We start from the raw sequence: 17,002 nt of genomic DNA on the forward strand, positions 1-17,002 counted from the left end.
GAGAATATGAAATTGACAACAGCACAAGCACTTATAAAATTTTTAAACAATCAATATATTCAAGTTGATAACAGAGAGCAAAGAATGTTTAAAGGTATATTCACTATTTTTGGTCATGGAAATGTGCTTGGTTTAGGTCAAGCTTTGGAAGAAGATAATGGAGAACTTGAAATTTATCAAGGTAGAAATGAACAAGGTATGGCACATGCGGCCACAGCTTTTGCAAAACAAAAAAAACATAAACAACATATAGCTTGTACCACTTCGGTTGGTCCTGGGTCTGCAAATATGGTAACCGCTGCAGCAACAGCAACAGCTAATAATATTCCGTTATTGCTGCTACCAGGCGATACATTTGCAAGTAGGCAGCCTGATCCTGTGTTACAGCAGATAGAGCAACCTTATAATCTATCAATTTCAACAAATGATGTGTTTAAACCAGTAAGTAAATATTGGGATCGAATCAATCGTCCAGAACAGTTAATGTCAGCAATGCTTAATGCCATGCGTGTCTTAACAAATCAAGGGAATACTGGAGCGGTTACTATTTGTCTTCCACAAGACGTACAAGGGGAAGCTTATGATTTTCCGCAATCCTTTTTTAAAAAGCGTGTACATTACGTTAATCAACTTATTCCAACAGATTATGAATTGTCAAAAGCCGTTTCTCTAATTAAGAATAAAAAGAAACCTTTAATTATTTGTGGTGGTGGAGTTCGTTATTCAGGTGCACAAGATGTATTAAAGCATGTCGTAGAAAAATATAATATCCCATTTGGAGAGACACAGGCTGGAAAAAGTGCTATCCCAAGTACACATCCACTCAATTTAGGTGGAATAGGAGTAACCGGAAATTTAGCTGCCAATAAACTAGCGAAAGAGGCAGATTTAATTATTGGAATTGGTACACGTTTTACCGATTTTACAACGGGATCAAAACAGTTATTTCAAAATGAAAATGTTGATTTTCTAACCATAAATATTTCGGATTTCCATGCGACAAAATTAGATGCAGTAAAAATAGTAGCGGATGCAAAAGTCGGCTTAGAGTACCTGGATAAAAAACTTGATGATATCAACTATACGTCTGCTTATCTTAATGAGATAGATGCGGTTAAAGATGAATGGAATAAGGAGTTAACCAGACTCCAGACGACTAATTACCATGCAGAAAATTTTATTCCTGAAATTGCAGGCCATTTAGATGATTCCCTAGAAGAATATAAAGAGATATTACATTCCTCGTTAACACAAACAGCTGTAATTGGAGAAATCAATAAACGAATTCCAAGTGATGCGATCATTGTAGGAGCTTCTGGTAGTTTGCCAGGAGATTTACAAAGGATGTGGGTAAGTAAAGAGCCTGATACGTATCATATGGAATACGGCTATTCCTGTATGGGGTATGAAGTTTCTGGAGCTTTGGGAGTAAAGATGGCCGAGCCTGATAAAGAAGTTTATGCCATGGTTGGTGATGGTAGTTATATGATGCTTCATTCCGAATTAATCACAAGTATTCAGGAAAGAAAAAAAATAAATGTTCTACTCTTCGATAATGCAGGATTTGGGTGTATTAATAATTTACAGATGTCTAATGGAATGGGGAGCATTGGGACGGAATTTCGTATGAGGGATAAACAAACGAATCAGTTAAATGGCAATGTAATGCCAATTGATTTTGCAATCAGTGCAGCAGGTTATGGAGTTATTACTTATACAGTTCGAACGATGAAAGATTTAGCAAGCGCGTTGGAAGATGCAGAAAAACAGACGAGGTCAACTTTAATTGATATCAAAGTGTTACCTAAAACAATGACAGATGGTTATGGAGCTTGGTGGAATACTGGACTCGCGGAAGTTTCAAAAAATACTGCTATAAATAAGGCGTATAATGTGAGAGAAAAACATCTTGAAACCGCTCGTAAATATTGAGTTGGATGGGGTGAATATATGTTAAAAGATAAGAAAATTAAATTAGGAATTGCACCTATTGCTTGGACTAACGACGATATGCCAGAATTAGGAGCCGAAAATACATTTGAACAGTGTATAAGTGAGATGGCTCTTGCAGGTTTCGTTGGCTCCGAGGTAGGAAATAAATATCCAAGAAATATAGAAACGTTGAAAAAAGCGCTTGATCTTAGAAATTTAAAAATTGCAAGTGCATGGTTCAGTTCATTTTTAACGACTGAGCCATTTGAAATAACAAGGGATAACTTTATTAAACATCGAGATTTTCTTCATGAAATGGGAGCAAAAGTTATTGTTGTTTCAGAACAAGGAAATAGTATCCAAGGGTTAAGAAATAAGCGATTATTTGTAGATAAACCATATTTTACTGAAGAAGAGTGGCTGAAATTAGCAGAAGGATTAAATGAGCTAGGAAAACTAGCGCAAGAAAAAGAGATGTCTATCGTTTACCATCATCATATGGGTACTGGTGTTCAAACTACGGAGGAAATTGACCGGCTATTAAGTATGACTGATAAGGACTTAGTTTATCTTCTCTACGATACAGGGCATCTTAAACTTTCGGGAGAAGATCTAACAAATGTTTTACAACGCCATTTACAAAGAATTAAACATATACATTTAAAAGATGTTCGCCAGGTTGTTGCTGAAAAAGTAAAAAAGGAACAGTTAAGTTTTTTAAGCGGGATTCGCGAAGGAGTTTTTACAGTTCCTGGAGATGGTTGTATTAATTTTGAAGAAATTTTTAAGATAATAGCTGATTCTAATTATAAGGGTTGGATGATTGTGGAGGCTGAACAAGATCCAGCTAATGCAAATCCTTTCGAATATGCTCTTATGGCTAGAAAATATATTAAGGAAGTTGCAGGAATATGAGAAAAAGACTTGCTTAGTTAACTGTTTTGAGGGATTTTTAGAGGACATTAAGAAAGGTAGCTTTGTTAAGAAATAGATGTTTAACGTTGCAATTAGGAAAAAATAAATAAAGTAATAAGTCTAAGAAGTTTGCTTAGATACTAGTAATATCTTTCAAAGCATAACCTTTTGCCTTTGCTTATAAAAATAGTTATTTTATAGCGTACAATCTAATTAAATTATGCTACGATAAGAATAAGGGTTTATATGAAAAAAGAATGGAAATGAGGCAAAAGTATGAAGGTGACCATTTACGATGTAGCGGAAAGAGCGGGTGTTTCTATAGCTACTGTCTCAAAAGTAATTAATAATACTGGTAATATGCGGGAAGAAACAAGAAAAAGAGTAATTAAGACAATAGAAGAAATGGATTATCATCCTAATTTGATGGCTTCAGCATTGACTGGAAAAGGAACTCAAACATTTGGTCTCATGGTTCCTGATATTTCGAATCCATTTTTTTCATCTATGGCTCGTAATATAGAGGATTTTGCACATGAACAAGGCATGAGCGTAATCATGTGTAGCACAGATGATGATCCTGAAAAAGAAAAGAAATATATAGAACTATTGCGAAGAAAACAAGTTGACGGTTTTATTGTTGCTTCAAAAATATATAATAAAAAAATATTACAAGACCTTATTGATAGTAATATTCCCGTCATTATGTTGGCATTTGATGATGAAACATTAAACGTTTCAAAAGTTTCAGTTGATGATTTTAAAGGTGGCTATGAAGCAGGTTCACATCTTTATTCATGTGGTCATAGAAAAATAGCAATAATAGGAGAACATACCCATAGTAGTGAATTACGTGTATATGGTTGCAAAGTAGCACTGGAGGCACGCGGTATTGAATTGAAGGATGATTTCGTCTATAAGACCACTGCTTCTATTTCAAACGGAAAACTGTATTTTGAAAAAATAATGCAAAATTCAAATAATGATAAACCAACTGCTATATTTGCTTGCAACGATCTGCTAGCAATCGGTGTAATACAAGGTGCAATCGAGAAGCGAATAATTATTCCAGAGGAACTTGCCATTATTGGATTTGATAACACAATTTTAGCAGCCACGACAGTCCCAGGACTAACCACTATTGCTCAGCCTGTTGAAGAGATAGCAAAGAAAACAGTTGACATCCTAGTTGAAGAAATAAAAGGGAAGAAAAGAACTAAAAAGAAGATTTTGTTTAATCCTGAATTAATCATAAGGGGAACTACGTAACTCTGGGTTTGGATCATTTCTATATAAAATTCATAAGGTTGGAAATCGAATGAGTCTGAACTTTTGGAAGAGGTAGCTTACTTCCGAGGAATTTGAATCTACTAATAAGAAACACCTGTAAGATAAGGAAAGGATTTTTATAATATCAATTAGTAAAAGTTTCATTTAGCAGTTAAGAATATATAAATCCTTTCTTTCTGCTCACTGGCTAAAAGCGTGCTGTCCTAGGACTGCACCAGCACCTTCATCGTCCCACCATAAAGTTAATCACACGCCAGTACTGTGGATTGTGAGAGAGCAATCTCACCTCTATCTTGTGCCAGTTGGTCTTTTTTCTATAGTGATAAGCCAAGTTTTCTAATAATAAAGTCAGATAGTCTGTTGTTAGTTGAGTCATTCAAACAACAAGTACTTTAAAGTGTATCAGCATCATTTTATTATCAAAGCAAAAGTGCTCTAGTATATAGTCGGGAGATTTCAAAAGGAATTCCTCCTAATTACCTTATTTTTGAAAAGGGCATATTAATCGAAGAAGGATATAAAATAATAACGACCGCCCATGTTGTTACATGGACCGGTCGAATAGACCGAACCCCGACAAGAGGGGCTAGGCACTGTTTAGAAAATAATCCCTCAAGGGCTTGTCAAGTCAAACCACATGAGGGGGTATTTTTTATGGTTATTATTAGAAACAATGAACGCCACTAACATCTCGAAAGATATCATAAGCGTCAAAGCACTAACAACGTCCATCGGCATCACCTCCCTTCTTGAAAACTTTAAAACGTTTTCAAAAAGATCGACAGTGCTACATTCGGTAACGATATATGTGCTAAATGATGATAAAATGTATGAACAGCATGATGTGAAAACGGACAAAGGGATAATTACTTCAAATTTTCTGCGTGGATTTCAAGTTGATCTAGAAGAAATTTTTCAAGCTTAAAAGCATTAAAAAAACACTGCTAGCGATTTTGCTAACAGTGTCTTTTTGGTTTGAAATTATTTACTTTCACTAACTGCCGCTTCTACTTTACTCATTTCAATTCCTGCAGCTTTTGCAACTCCTTCGCCGTACGCAGGATCTGCTTTGTAACAACTCACGATATAGCGAATTTTGATATGTTCCTCCGCACCAGAAAAGTTTGCTGCAGTATTATCAAATAATCTTTGTTTTTCTTCATCATTCATCAAGTTAAATAATTTACCTGGTTGCTCGTAGTAATTATCGTCATCTTCCCTAAAGTCCCAATGCGTAGCATCACCATTAATCTTAAGAGGTGGTTCCATTACTTCTGGTTGTTCTTGCCATTCCCCATAACTGTTAGGTTCATAATGTAAAGTACTACCATAGTTTCCGTCTACTCGCATTGCTCCATCACGGTGAAAGCTATGGACTGGACATTTAGGGGCATTAACAGGAATTTGATGGTGATTAACCCCAAGTCGGTAACGTTGCGCATCCGCATAAGAAAATAGTCGTCCTTGTAACATTTTATCTGGTGAAAACCCAATTCCTGGCACAATGCTAGCAGGTGAAAAAGCAGCTTGTTCTACTTCAGCAAAATAGTTATCTGGATTTCTATTAAGCTCGAATTCTCCTACTTCAATTAATGGAAAATCTTTTTTATACCATACTTTCGTTAAATCAAAAGGATTATAAGGCATATTTTCTGCTTCTTCTTCTGTCATTACCTGGATGTACATTTTCCATTTCGGGAAATTGCCATTTTCAATGTTTTCATATAGATCTCTTTGATGGGATTCACGATCTACTCCGACTAGCTCAATGGCTTCTTGATCTGTTAAATTCTCTATACCTTGTTGTGTACGCATGTGGAACTTAACCCAAACACGTTCGTTATCTGCATTAATCATGCTATACGTATGGCTTCCAAATCCGTGCATATGACGGTATGATTTAGGGATTCCACGATCACTCATAATAATTGTAACTTGGTGCAATGCTTCTGGTAGTAATGACCAAAAATCCCAGTTATTATTAGCTGAACGCATATTCGTACGTGGATCACGTTTAACCGCATGGTTTAAATCAGGGAATTGTAATGGATCTCTAAAGAAAAATACAGGAGTATTATTTCCAACTAAATCCCAGTTTCCTTCCTCGGTATAAAATTTTAATGCAAATCCACGGATATCACGTTCTGCATCGGCAGCTCCACGCTCTCCGGCAACAGTTGAAAATCGTGCAAACATGTCAGTTTTCTTACCAACTTCTGAGAAAATTTTTGCTTTCGTATATTTAGTAATATCATTCGTTACGGTGAATGTTCCATATGCTCCGGATCCTTTTGCGTGCATTCGACGCTCAGGAATGACTTCTCGGTTAAAGTTTGCTAGTTTTTCAATTAACCAAAAATCTTCCAATAAGACAGGACCTCTAGGACCAGCTGTCTTTGAGTTTTGGTTGTCAGCAACAGGCATCCCGGTTGCCGTTGTTAACCTTCTTTTTTTGTCATTGTCATGTTTATTGTTACTCATTAAACAAAGCACCTCCATATATTTTTCGTAAATAAGAATGAATTAACCATTCTTATTTACTTAATTACTTTACATGCTAAGTAAAAGTGATTTGAGATGAAATATGAACACTTTACTTTATAATTATTATAATATCATACCGATTATAAATAAACAACCTAATTATTTATAGTCAAATAATATTCATAAATTACTAGAGTTAACAGATGTAAATGCCTGTTCGCCGCTTTAAAACAAACGTAAATTATATTATATCAAACTTTCTGAATAATATGCAATCTTTTAACTCTTCTGAAAGTAAATTATTAGTTAGGAAAAATAATTGATAATCATAAAAACATTTATGTCGCAGCTTGTCGCATATTATATTAAAAAGAATTTTTTTTTGGTATGATATCGGTATGCTATAAAACTGTTTTTAAGAAGAAGAGGGGAACTTATATGGAATGGAAAAATATATATAGAGGAATGGTAATGGGAATTGTCGATCTTGTTCCAGGAGTTAGTAGTGGAACAATTGCGGTTCTACTCGGATTTTATGATCGGTTAATTGCTGCTATCAATGGGATTTTCACTCGGGATTGGAAAAAACATTTATGCTTTTTGTTTCCACTAGGCATCGGCATGGCGACTGCACTTTTTTCTTTTAGTCATTTAATGAATTGGTTGCTAAGTAATCATACGAAACCGACTTTTTATTTTTTTATAGGACTAATTGTAGGTATTTTACCGTTTTTATTCCGTGAGTCAAATGCGAAAGCGACATTTAAATGGCAACATATTGTACTTTTGTTACTCGGTATTTTAATTATTTGCTTGCTTCCGGTTAATCCAGATGAGGGAGGAATTATTGAAAATATAACTTTTTCGACTTATGTGTTATTATTCTTTTCTGGTTTTATCGCTAGTGCGGCCATGATTATACCTGGTATTAGCGGCTCCCTCATCATGGTTATAATTGGTGTATTTCCAACAGTAATTCGTGCAGTGACCACATTGGATTTTAAAATAATTATTATTGTAGGGATCGGAATTGCTTTGGGTGTTCTTACAATGAGTAAAATTATTCATTATTTTTTAGAACATTATCATTCTCATACGTTTGCGCTAATTATTGGGCTTGTAATTGGGTCTATTTTTGTTATATTTCCGGGCTGGGCACAAAATATTTCCCAATTAATTGTTTCGATCGTTGTATTTGCAATCGGTCTGTTGATTGCATATGTTTTAGGAAAAGTAGAGTATTAATAATAGTTAGTTGAGTTAATTGCTTTACATGTTACTAAACAATAAAGGGGGAACAATTTGTCTCCTTTTATTCAATTTCAAAATGAAACTTCTCTGTCTTATTAAAATGTATTTCAGCGTTTTCCAAAATTATTCTATTATTTTCTCTTTGATTTACCTGGTAAATTTGCGCAAACCGTTCAATCGTCGTTCCTCCAAAGTGAATCGTTTTGATACTCTTATTATTTACAATGCTAGCATCTACTCGCTCCTCTTCAGATTGATCCCATTCAATCAAGAAGGGGAGCGTTTCTTTTGTAAAATCATATTTTGGAAAAAGCATTCGCCATGTCAGTGTTTCTCCGTCGGGCTTTGTTCTTCTGCCTGCTATAGGGCCGATATAATTAACTTTCTCTTGCTTAAAATGCGTAACGAATTTATCGATATCGGCTTGTAAGGCGAATTGAAAAGCTTCTTCACGTCCTGAATCTAGTAAATATATTAAGTGGTGAATTAATGGATTCTCTGATTGATGTGCAACGGTTTTATTATTAACTCCGAGCCATTCTAAATAACTTCCATTTGCAAAATAAGCTAAATAATTATGTGTCCCCCAATTTTCATGTTCGCCGCCCTTTATTGTTAAAATGTCTTCACATTTTTCACTTGCCGTATTAAGATTTTTTCCAGAAATAACGATGTGATCTAATGAAAGCATTAATCATACCTCCGACTTTTTCTTTATTATACAAGAATAAAGCTAAAAAATACGAGTGAATTATTACAACGATATACGTGTAAAACTCATGCAGCGGTTTTATTATTCAGCGCTATTGCACAATAATTCAGCGAATAACGAAACAAATCAGCGCTTTTGCTCAAAAATTCAGCGAATAACGAAACAAATCAGCGCTTTTTCCAAATAATCCAGCGCAATAGTAGATCCAGACCCACTAAATATTAAAAGAAAATAAAATTTCAACTCGGCTACCTAAATTATGTTAAAATGAGTGCAATAAACACAAAGCTAGGTGATACCTATTGCCACAACTCAGTATAGAACATGTTACAACTGTTTTAGATAATAAAGAGCTCATTAAAGATATTTCATTTTCAATTCAAAAAGGAGAAATTGTAGCGTTAGTTGGTCATAATGGTGCAGGAAAATCTACATTAATGAAAACAATTATGCGGATGCTCGAAAAGCGAACTGGCACAATTCAAATTATGCAAAAATTTGACCAGGATGAACAGTTTTTGCTCTTTAAAAAATATATATCATATTTACCGGAAGAGCCGATGTTATTAACGGAACTAACAGTCATGCAACATTTTCAATTATATGGGATGAGTTATGAAATAGCGGAAGAAACTTTCCAAAAGAGACTTGAACGTTTTATAAAAGGATTTGAGCTTACGACAAAGCTTCAGGCTTATCCAGAAGAATTATCAAAAGGGATGCGGCAAAAAGTGCAGACGATTTGCTCATTACTGCCTGATGTTCCGGTCCTTTTAATCGATGAGCCATTTATGGGATTGGATATTTATGCAGTAGAATATTTACTGGAAATTATTAAGGAAAAGGTAGTTGAAGGGACAAGTATTCTATTAACTACCCACCAACTCAATCAATTACAGACACTTGCTGATCGGTTTGTTTTACTTCAAGATGGAAAAGTAAAAGCGGAAGGACCAATTGGTGAGTTTGAAACAATAACAAGAGGATTTCATAATGATTAAACAAATACTTTTTATTAAAAGAAATCGAATTCGCAAAAAGTGGAAACTTAATAAACAAGTAATCCTGCTCTCTTTTGATTTAACATCTTTGTTTTATATGCTTATCGTTATTGGTTATTTCGCTTTTGCCATTATATCAGAAGGAAATTTAAAGATTTTGTTTACTGAAAAAATGATCCAATTAGAAGCATTTACAGTAGAACGGTTTTGGGTCATTTTAACTGCTATTCCGATCGTATACATAATCAGGTCATTTCAGCAGCCGGGAGTTCTGTTTTCCACTGCAGAATATATTCTAACCATTTTGCCTCATACAGTACAGGAAATTTGGCGTACGGTAGCTTTAGAGCGCTGGGCGAAAAGTCTTTTAACCTATGTGGTTGGTGGAGGAATTATATATGTATTATCTCCAACGAGTTTACCACTCATATTACTATATGTGTTCGTTCTACTAGGGTTAAATATTCTGATGACGACAGTTGAATGGAAACTTTTTCAACAGCATGTTATCATAAAAATATGTATTTTAATGGGATTTATATCGATCAATATCGTAAACATTTTACTTCGAACTGATTTAATCGCAATATTATTTATTATAACCTTACTAATTATTAATATTGTTCTTATACCTAAGTTGTTTCATAATATTGATTGGAAAAAGGTTACAGCCGCCAGTGATTTCAAAATTTGGAATATGATTATCATTTCCAAAGCAACCAAAATAAAATATAAAAAAGAACGCCAATACAGTATTTGGCAACGGATGTCATTTTGGAAGCGACCTTTTCTTTATAAGAAGTCGGCAGGATATCATCGTCTCTGGCATCTGTATTTGGAAAAAAATATTCGCATTTGGTTACAATTAATTGGTGCACTTGTCATGTTGATGCTCGTATTTCTTTTCGTAAAAGAAAATCTGTTTTTATTTGCGGTAGCTGTTACCATCCATAGTTTTACTAGTCTTGTGACAAGTATGTTTAATGATCGTTTGCAAACGGATATCGTACAAGTTTTACCTTGGGATTTGCCAATATTTAAAAAGACATTTATGAGGTGGGTACTAAGTATAAGTGTCATTTTACTTTTACCATTCATCGTATATTCGGTTAAAAACTATTCGCTGTGGATTTTCGTTCAGTTGTTTGTCATTATTTTTACATTCATTATTTTATTGCATACTAAAATAGAAAAGTCATACTCAAATTGGGATCATACATTACCCAAAGTAGGTTGGTTGGAAACTCTTTGTTATGTTTTATTATTGATTCTCATTTTTAGCGGAAGCTACCCATATTTACTAATTATTGCTTGTCTTATTATGGGAGTAATTCCGATTATTAAATTTAAAAAGAGTGCAAGCACATTTCCGTAATACACACCTTCCGGGACAAATGCATATATTAAATTACTAAATGATCTATTTGTGAGGTGTTTTCATGGTGAATGAAAATGAATATTACCGACCTGTGATGCCTAATTATCAATATTACCCTCAACCACCACATACACCAATTTATTATGATGCTATGTATGAAGAACAAAATCAGTATTACTATCCTTATATGTATGCAAATAATAATCAATATGGTTATGTAAACCAACTACCTTTTATATACGATAATCCAAATCAGCAGCCGATGTTTATGTACGGAAATATGAATCAACAACCTTATATGAACGGGATAAATAATGCACAACCTGGTTATGCGCCGAATCCAGCTCCAAATGAAGGAAGAGGAACGGTTACGCCGGGAGTAATGCAGCAATTTTTAGATGAAAATGGAAATGTTGATGTTCAAAAAATGCTTTCAACAGTTGGTCAATTAGCAGATACTGTTCAACAAGTTTCCCCTGTCATAAGGCAATTAAATGATCTAATCAGAAACTTCCGAGCCTAAGCTGATCACCGCCTAAATTGTTTTGTAATTGTTATAAAATATCGAAAAGAGGGTATAAGAATAGTATCGACTGAGAAATTTAACTTCTTTCCTTTCGTGAAATTTTCTTCGTTTTAGGAGAGTGAGGAACAGTGATTGGATGTCTGATCATACATGGATTTACAGGAGGACCACATGAAGTGGATCCATTACGGGAATATTTGTCAGAACGAACGGATTGGACAATTGAGGTGCCTGTTTTAAAAGGTCACGGAGAAGAGTTGAATTTAGAAAATGCTTCGCATGAAGAGTGGTTGAGGGAAGCGGATGAGGCTTTAAGAAAATTAAAGGAAAAATGTGAAACAGTTTATGTCATCGGTTTTTCAATGGGTGGAATGATTGCAGCTTATTTAGCGGCTGTGCATAAAATTGATAAATTAGTTTTATTGGCTACGGCGAGAAGATATTTGTCATTAAAATATTTAAGTTATCATATTGCCGAAATGATTGGTGACGGATTTAAAGGGAAAATAAACGATAACGAATTATTTACTCAATTTAAGAGTAAGTTTGGGGATGTTCCAATTAAAGCAAGTATTGAATTTATGAAGCTGGTGAACCATACAAAACAATATTTAAAAGATGTAAAAACTCCTGTTTTTATTGCACAAGGACAAAAAGACGAGATGGTACCTTTTAAAGCTGCTTATCATCTGGATGAAGAAATTGGTTCAGAACATAAAGAAGTTGTATTTTTTGAACAATCGGATCATCTTATTTGTTTGGGCGACGATAGTAATGTCTTAAATAAAATGATTTATGATTTCTTATTACAAAAAATAGAAGTGAATGCACCTGTTTAATTGCATGTTCAAAATGGAGGATAAAAAGGACCAAGTCGGCTAAAGTCGCCACGTCCTGTGGCAACGCCGACACTAGCACGTCCTGTGCGTCGAAAGTTCGAGGCGGCGTAGTTCCCGGCAGCGGAATGTATGCATTTAGATACATGAGCATATGTTCTTGCACGCAGAAAAAGTGCTTTCCTTTTTCAAGGAGTGGACTTTCACAGGATGTGATGACTTCCGTGTTGCCCACAGGACGTGGGCGGTTTTAACGGAAGATCCCCTGTTACCAACGAGCTTCCACAGGATGTGGTGACTTCGACGTTCGACACAGGACGTGTCGGTATTTAGTCGAAGTTCCCCTAATGCAGTGTCATTTTTACCGGACTTTTTGAACATCCTCTTTAAGATAAAGCTTGAAAAAAACGAATTAAATATATTAAACAACATAAAAAAATCCGCTCATTTCTGCGGATTTTTCCGTTATTTATCATTACCATTTGCCCGATGTGAGATCGTCACATGCGCTTTTCTAGTTGTACTCATGATGAATAAAAATAATCCGAATATGACGATAGAGCCTCCTAGCCATTGGGATGAGGTGACTGTTTCTCCTAAAATTAAATAAGCTAAAAAAGTGGCACCTATAGGTTCAAAAACAATTGCCATTGAAATGTTCGAGGTACTTACCCATTTTAACGCCCAATTAAAAAGCGTATGGCCTAAAAAGGTGGGAATTATCGCTAAAGCCAAGAATAAAAGCCAATGGTTTGCGGAATAATGAAATAGATTATTCCCGAGAATCAGATTGTATAGTAATAAAATAAGTGAACTTATCCCATAAACGATAAACGTATACGTCATCAGTGATAAGTTTCTTCTAAGTTGCTGGCCAAGCAGAAAATATCCTGTTACTGTCACGGCACCAAGTAGTGCGAGAATATCACCTAACAAAGCTAAGCCACTAATTTGCAGGTCACCCCATCCAATAATAAAGCTTCCAACTAGGGTTATTAACATGCTAATTATTGCAGCCACTGAAAAACGTTCACCAAAAAATAAATATGTCCCAATAAAGGCAAAAACAGGTTGTAACGTTACTAGAACAACTGAACTTGCAACAGACGTATAGTTTAGTGATTCAAACCAAAGAATAAAATGTAGTGCTAAAAATATTCCGGCCAAGCTTGCTAAAATCCAATCTTTTTTTTTAACGGATCGGAGTTCTTGTCTATATTTTAGTAAAATAATGGGGCTCATAATTAGCACTGCAAGAAACAGACGGTAAAATGCGATGATCCCTGCAGGTGCTCCTGAAGCCAATTTAACAAAAATTGCTGAGGTTGAAACTGCTACTACACCGATTACTACTGCAATATATGGATTAATTGGAGGAAAACGCAATGTATAATCTCCTTTGTCGTCTCGTCTAGATTGTAACAAAACTATTATATCTTATTATGTGATTTTTAGCATGGAAGTACATTGGGAAAGTTTTTAATTATTTGTGAAGTGGGTATACAATTCATGAGAATAACAAAAGTAAAAGTTGGTAAGGTCTACACATTATGCTATAATTAAAAGGCTGTGTATACATGAGAAATGGAGTAGGGCAACTATCCATTACGGAGGAAGCCTCCTAAGACTTTAAGGTTTATCTAAAATTAAATTAAAATGGATATAGAAGAAATAATAGATTGCGATTTGCATCTACTAAGTGTACGTTCAAAAATTCTGTTGGTATTGTTTAAATGTAAACAGTTGTTATGTAATTTTGAAGGAGTTTTTGAACGACCTCTTAAAGTAAGACAGAAGGTTTCCGCTTATGTAAACTATTTTACAAAGTTGGAAAGAGGAGAAGAATATATGACAACTTTTAACGAATTAAACATATCGGCACCAATTTTAAAGGCACTTGAGTCGATGGGATTTGAGGAAGCAACCCCGATCCAAGCAGAAACAATCCCTCATGCATTAGAAGGAAAAGATGTTATAGGGCAGGCACAAACGGGAACTGGTAAAACAGCTGCATTCGGAATCCCGATGATTGAGCAATTTGATTCAAAAACACGTGAAGTACAGGGACTAGTCGTTGCTCCGACAAGAGAACTTGCGATCCAAGTAGCAGCAGAAATTAACCGACTGGGAAAATTTAAAGGGATTCGCGCCCTTGCTGTTTACGGTGGTCAACATATGGACAGACAAATTCGTGCTTTAAAAGACCGACCGCAAATGGTTGTAGCAACACCGGGAAGGCTCTTGGACCATTTACGTCGTCGCACAATTCGATTGGGTCAAATTAAAGTAGCGGTTTTAGATGAAGCAGATGAAATGTTAAACATGGGATTCATTGATGATATTAAAGAAATTTTACGATCCATCCCTGAAGAGCGCCAAACGTTGTTATTCTCAGCAACGATGCCAAAAGAAATTCGTGAAATTGCTACAACTTTAATGAAGCAACCGGAAGAAATCAAAGTAAAAGCAAAAGAAATGACTGTAGAGAACATTGACCAATATTTTATGGAAGTTCCAGAACGGTTCAAATTCGATACATTAACGAATCATTTCGATATTCATTCCCCGACATTAGCAATAGTCTTTACTCGTACGAAAAAACGTGTGGATGAAATAACGGATGGATTGCAAGTACGAGGATTTCGTGCTGAAGGAATTCATGGAGATTTAACGCAAGGGAAACGAATGTCAGTGTTAAACAAATTTAAACATGGACGAATTGAAGTATTAGTAGCAACAGATGTTGCAGCACGTGGATTAGATATTTCAGGTGTAACACATGTGTATAATTTTGATATTCCGCAAGATCCAGAAAGCTATGTTCACCGAATTGGACGAACAGGGAGAGCTGGACGTACAGGAGAAGCAATCTCATTCGTTACACCAAGAGAAATACCACATTTACGATTAATTGAACAAGTTACAAAAAGTAAAATGAAACGTCTTGTTCCACCGACAAATCAAGAGGCAGCAAGAGGGAAGCAACAGGCAACTGCTGAAAGTATTATTAAGACAATTGAAACGGAAGATTTAAAAGCATTTAATCAAACAGCGACAGAATTATTAGAAGAACACGATTCAGTTTCGGTCGTTTCCGCAGCATTAAAATTGTTAACGAAAGAACGGAAAAATGTACCAGTTCGGATTTCGTCAGTTCAACCGATTAGTATTAAAAACGCTCCACGTGGAGGGGGTCGAGATTCGAAACGTCGCCATGGCGGTGGAAAAAGATTTTACGGAAAACGCCCACAAGGTGGTGCTGGACGCCGAAAAGGGAATTTCCAAAAACGTCGTGGTCGAAAATAAAATAGGTAAAACTCCTCATACGAGGAGTTTTTTATTGGAGGTTTATCCGTAAAATTTGGAATTTATCCGTAATGAATCGTGTTTTATCCGCAAAGAACAGTGTTTTATCCGTAAAATACGCGGTTATCCGTGAAGAACGGAACTTTATCCGTAAAGTTTTCGATTTATCCGTAAATCTAAAAAAAATATTAAATAAGTCTTTGCATGAAACAATCTGTGATAAACTGGGAATGAGAGAGAGGGAGTCAAGATGAGAGAGCAACCGAAAAATAATATAGCTTATGAAGCAATTAAAGCTTGGCGAATTACGGCATCTATTTATATGACAGGTTTATTTTTACTTATTTTGGCGGGAGCCGTTTTATCATACATCTTTGAAATTTCATATATATACGTAATTATCGCTGTTATTGTATTGGCGATATTAACGTTTGTATTTGTGTATCTTATCCCAAAACTACGATATCGCAGATGGCGTTATGAAATATTTGAGCAGGAAGTTTATATTCAACATGGAATCCTGATCGTTACTCGGACAATCATTCCGATGATTCGTGTGCAGCATGTTGATACAGAACAAGGCCCAATTTTAAAACGGTATAAATTGGCTACTGTATCTATTTCTACTGCTGCAACCACTCATGAGATTCCAGCTTTAGATGAGGAAGATGCATCAACAATACGAGATCGAATTTCTGTTTTAGCAAGGGTGGATGAAGACGATGTGTAGGACCGAAGAAACTTCTATATTAGAACAGTTTAAACAACCACAACGCCTTCACCCTGCAGCAATGTATTTTAATTTAGTCCGAGTAATAAAAGAAACTATTTTTGGACTTGGAATCGGACTTATTTTAACATTAAAGGAATCGTTATTTTATTTTTTAATTTTTGTTTCGATATTTCTAATTTTACTCATTGTTTCAAGTTTTTTGTCGTGGCTTAGGTTTACATATCGGATCGAAGACAACGAATTACGGATTGAACAAGGTATTTTTGTCCGAAAAAAAAGATATATATCACTTAATCGAATTCATAAAATTGACTTAACTGCCGATGTCGTACACCGAATTTTTAAATTAGTGAAAGTACAAATTGATACCGCTAGTAGCGGAGGTGGGGCGGAAGTATCCCTTAGTGCAATCACGGTAGAACAAGGTGAACGACTCCGAAGGGCTTTAAAAAAGCGAGAAAATGAATTTATGCTCGAAGGAAAAACTGAAAAAATATTTCCAACCGAAAAAATATCTTGGAAAAGACTGTTTATTGCTGGGACAACTTCAGGAAGTGCAGGGATTATTCTTGTTGCATTACTTGCGGGTTTTACCCAAATCGAAGAATTAATTCCGAAAAGAATATATAACTCGGCGT

The 17,002-nt window shown here is 35.2% G+C and carries 15 protein-coding genes; 12 read left to right on the plus strand and 3 right to left on the minus strand.

The genetic code is table 11. The features are described 5' to 3' along the window. The 4 genes from iolD to ACPYKA_RS09670 form a co-directional block, all read left to right on the plus strand. Window positions 1–1,932 (plus strand): 3D-(3,5/4)-trihydroxycyclohexane-1,2-dione acylhydrolase (decyclizing) (iolD, locus tag ACPYKA_RS09655; protein WP_479542086.1); only part of this gene is annotated, 1,932 nt, incomplete at its 5' end. Window positions 1,933–1,950: 18 nt separating this feature from the next. Next, window positions 1,951–2,847, plus strand: coding sequence for a myo-inosose-2 dehydratase (gene iolE / locus ACPYKA_RS09660; RefSeq protein WP_479542087.1), 897 nt, complete (start codon window positions 1,951–1,953; stop codon window positions 2,845–2,847). Between the two features lie 276 nt (window positions 2,848–3,123). After that, complete coding sequence (locus ACPYKA_RS09665; protein ID WP_479542088.1) at window positions 3,124–4,116, plus strand: LacI family DNA-binding transcriptional regulator; 993 nt, start codon at window positions 3,124–3,126, stop codon at window positions 4,114–4,116. A gap of 658 nt (window positions 4,117–4,774) precedes the next feature. Then, the gene (locus ACPYKA_RS09670; RefSeq protein WP_479542089.1) at window positions 4,775–5,062 is read left to right on the plus strand and encodes a hypothetical protein; all 288 of its coding nucleotides are present in this window, start codon (window positions 4,775–4,777) and stop codon (window positions 5,060–5,062) included. Between the two features lie 56 nt (window positions 5,063–5,118). Here the strand turns inward: ACPYKA_RS09670 and ACPYKA_RS09675 are convergent, their stop codons facing one another. Then, window positions 5,119–6,618, minus strand: coding sequence for a catalase (locus ACPYKA_RS09675; protein WP_479542090.1), 1,500 nt, complete (start codon window positions 6,616–6,618; stop codon window positions 5,119–5,121). Window positions 6,619–7,059: 441 nt separating this feature from the next. On the opposite strand from ACPYKA_RS09675, the gene ACPYKA_RS09680 reads away from it, so the two are divergent. Then, the gene (locus tag ACPYKA_RS09680; RefSeq protein ID WP_479542091.1) at window positions 7,060–7,866 is read left to right on the plus strand and encodes a DUF368 domain-containing protein; all 807 of its coding nucleotides are present in this window, start codon (window positions 7,060–7,062) and stop codon (window positions 7,864–7,866) included. A 67-nt stretch (window positions 7,867–7,933) separates the two neighbouring features. Here ACPYKA_RS09680 and ACPYKA_RS09685 read toward each other — a convergent pair whose 3' ends face one another. Further along, on the minus strand, window positions 7,934–8,563 hold the full coding sequence (locus tag ACPYKA_RS09685) for a VOC family protein (RefSeq protein ID WP_479542092.1): 630 nt from the start codon (window positions 8,561–8,563) through the stop codon (window positions 7,934–7,936). Window positions 8,564–8,886: 323 nt separating this feature from the next. On the opposite strand from ACPYKA_RS09685, the gene ACPYKA_RS09690 reads away from it, so the two are divergent. The 4 genes from ACPYKA_RS09690 to ACPYKA_RS09705 all read left to right on the plus strand — a co-directional run bounded on the left by ACPYKA_RS09690 (window position 8,887) and on the right by ACPYKA_RS09705 (window position 12,328). Continuing rightward, on the plus strand, window positions 8,887–9,585 hold the full coding sequence (locus tag ACPYKA_RS09690) for an ABC transporter ATP-binding protein (RefSeq protein ID WP_479542093.1): 699 nt from the start codon (window positions 8,887–8,889) through the stop codon (window positions 9,583–9,585). Then, window positions 9,578–10,960, plus strand: a complete 1,383-nt coding sequence (locus ACPYKA_RS09695) for a hypothetical protein (RefSeq protein ID WP_479542094.1) — start codon at window positions 9,578–9,580, stop codon at window positions 10,958–10,960. The genes ACPYKA_RS09690 and ACPYKA_RS09695 overlap by 8 nt, the downstream gene beginning before the upstream one ends. Window positions 10,961–11,027: 67 nt before the next feature. Then, window positions 11,028–11,486 (plus strand): YppG family protein, encoded by a 459-nt coding sequence (locus ACPYKA_RS09700; protein ID WP_479542095.1) that lies wholly within the window; start codon window positions 11,028–11,030, stop codon window positions 11,484–11,486. Window positions 11,487–11,617: 131 nt separating this feature from the next. Next, window positions 11,618–12,328 (plus strand): alpha/beta hydrolase, encoded by a 711-nt coding sequence (locus ACPYKA_RS09705; protein WP_479542096.1) that lies wholly within the window; start codon window positions 11,618–11,620, stop codon window positions 12,326–12,328. Window positions 12,329–12,790: 462 nt separating this feature from the next. Here ACPYKA_RS09705 and ACPYKA_RS09710 read toward each other — a convergent pair whose 3' ends face one another. Beyond that, window positions 12,791–13,711 carry a DMT family transporter gene (locus ACPYKA_RS09710; protein WP_479542097.1) on the minus strand — a complete coding sequence of 307 codons (921 nt, stop codon included), beginning with the start codon at window positions 13,709–13,711 and terminating at the stop codon, window positions 12,791–12,793. A 462-nt stretch (window positions 13,712–14,173) separates the two neighbouring features. Between ACPYKA_RS09710 and cshA the strand changes: the two genes are divergently transcribed. The 3 genes from cshA to ACPYKA_RS09725 form a co-directional block, all read left to right on the plus strand. Next, window positions 14,174–15,631 (plus strand): degradosome RNA helicase CshA, encoded by a 1,458-nt coding sequence (gene cshA, locus ACPYKA_RS09715; RefSeq protein WP_479542098.1) that lies wholly within the window; start codon window positions 14,174–14,176, stop codon window positions 15,629–15,631. A 250-nt stretch (window positions 15,632–15,881) separates the two neighbouring features. Continuing rightward, window positions 15,882–16,361, plus strand: coding sequence for a PH domain-containing protein (locus ACPYKA_RS09720; protein WP_479542099.1), 480 nt, complete (start codon window positions 15,882–15,884; stop codon window positions 16,359–16,361). Next, window positions 16,354–17,002 (plus strand): PH domain-containing protein (locus ACPYKA_RS09725; RefSeq protein ID WP_479542100.1); only part of this gene is annotated, 649 nt, incomplete at its 3' end. The genes ACPYKA_RS09720 and ACPYKA_RS09725, both read left to right, overlap by 8 nt.

This window comes from Pseudogracilibacillus amylolyticus (SeqCode), from assembly GCF_051918545.1.
Classification (GTDB): Bacteria; Bacillota; Bacilli; order Bacillales; family Amphibacillaceae; genus Pseudogracilibacillus.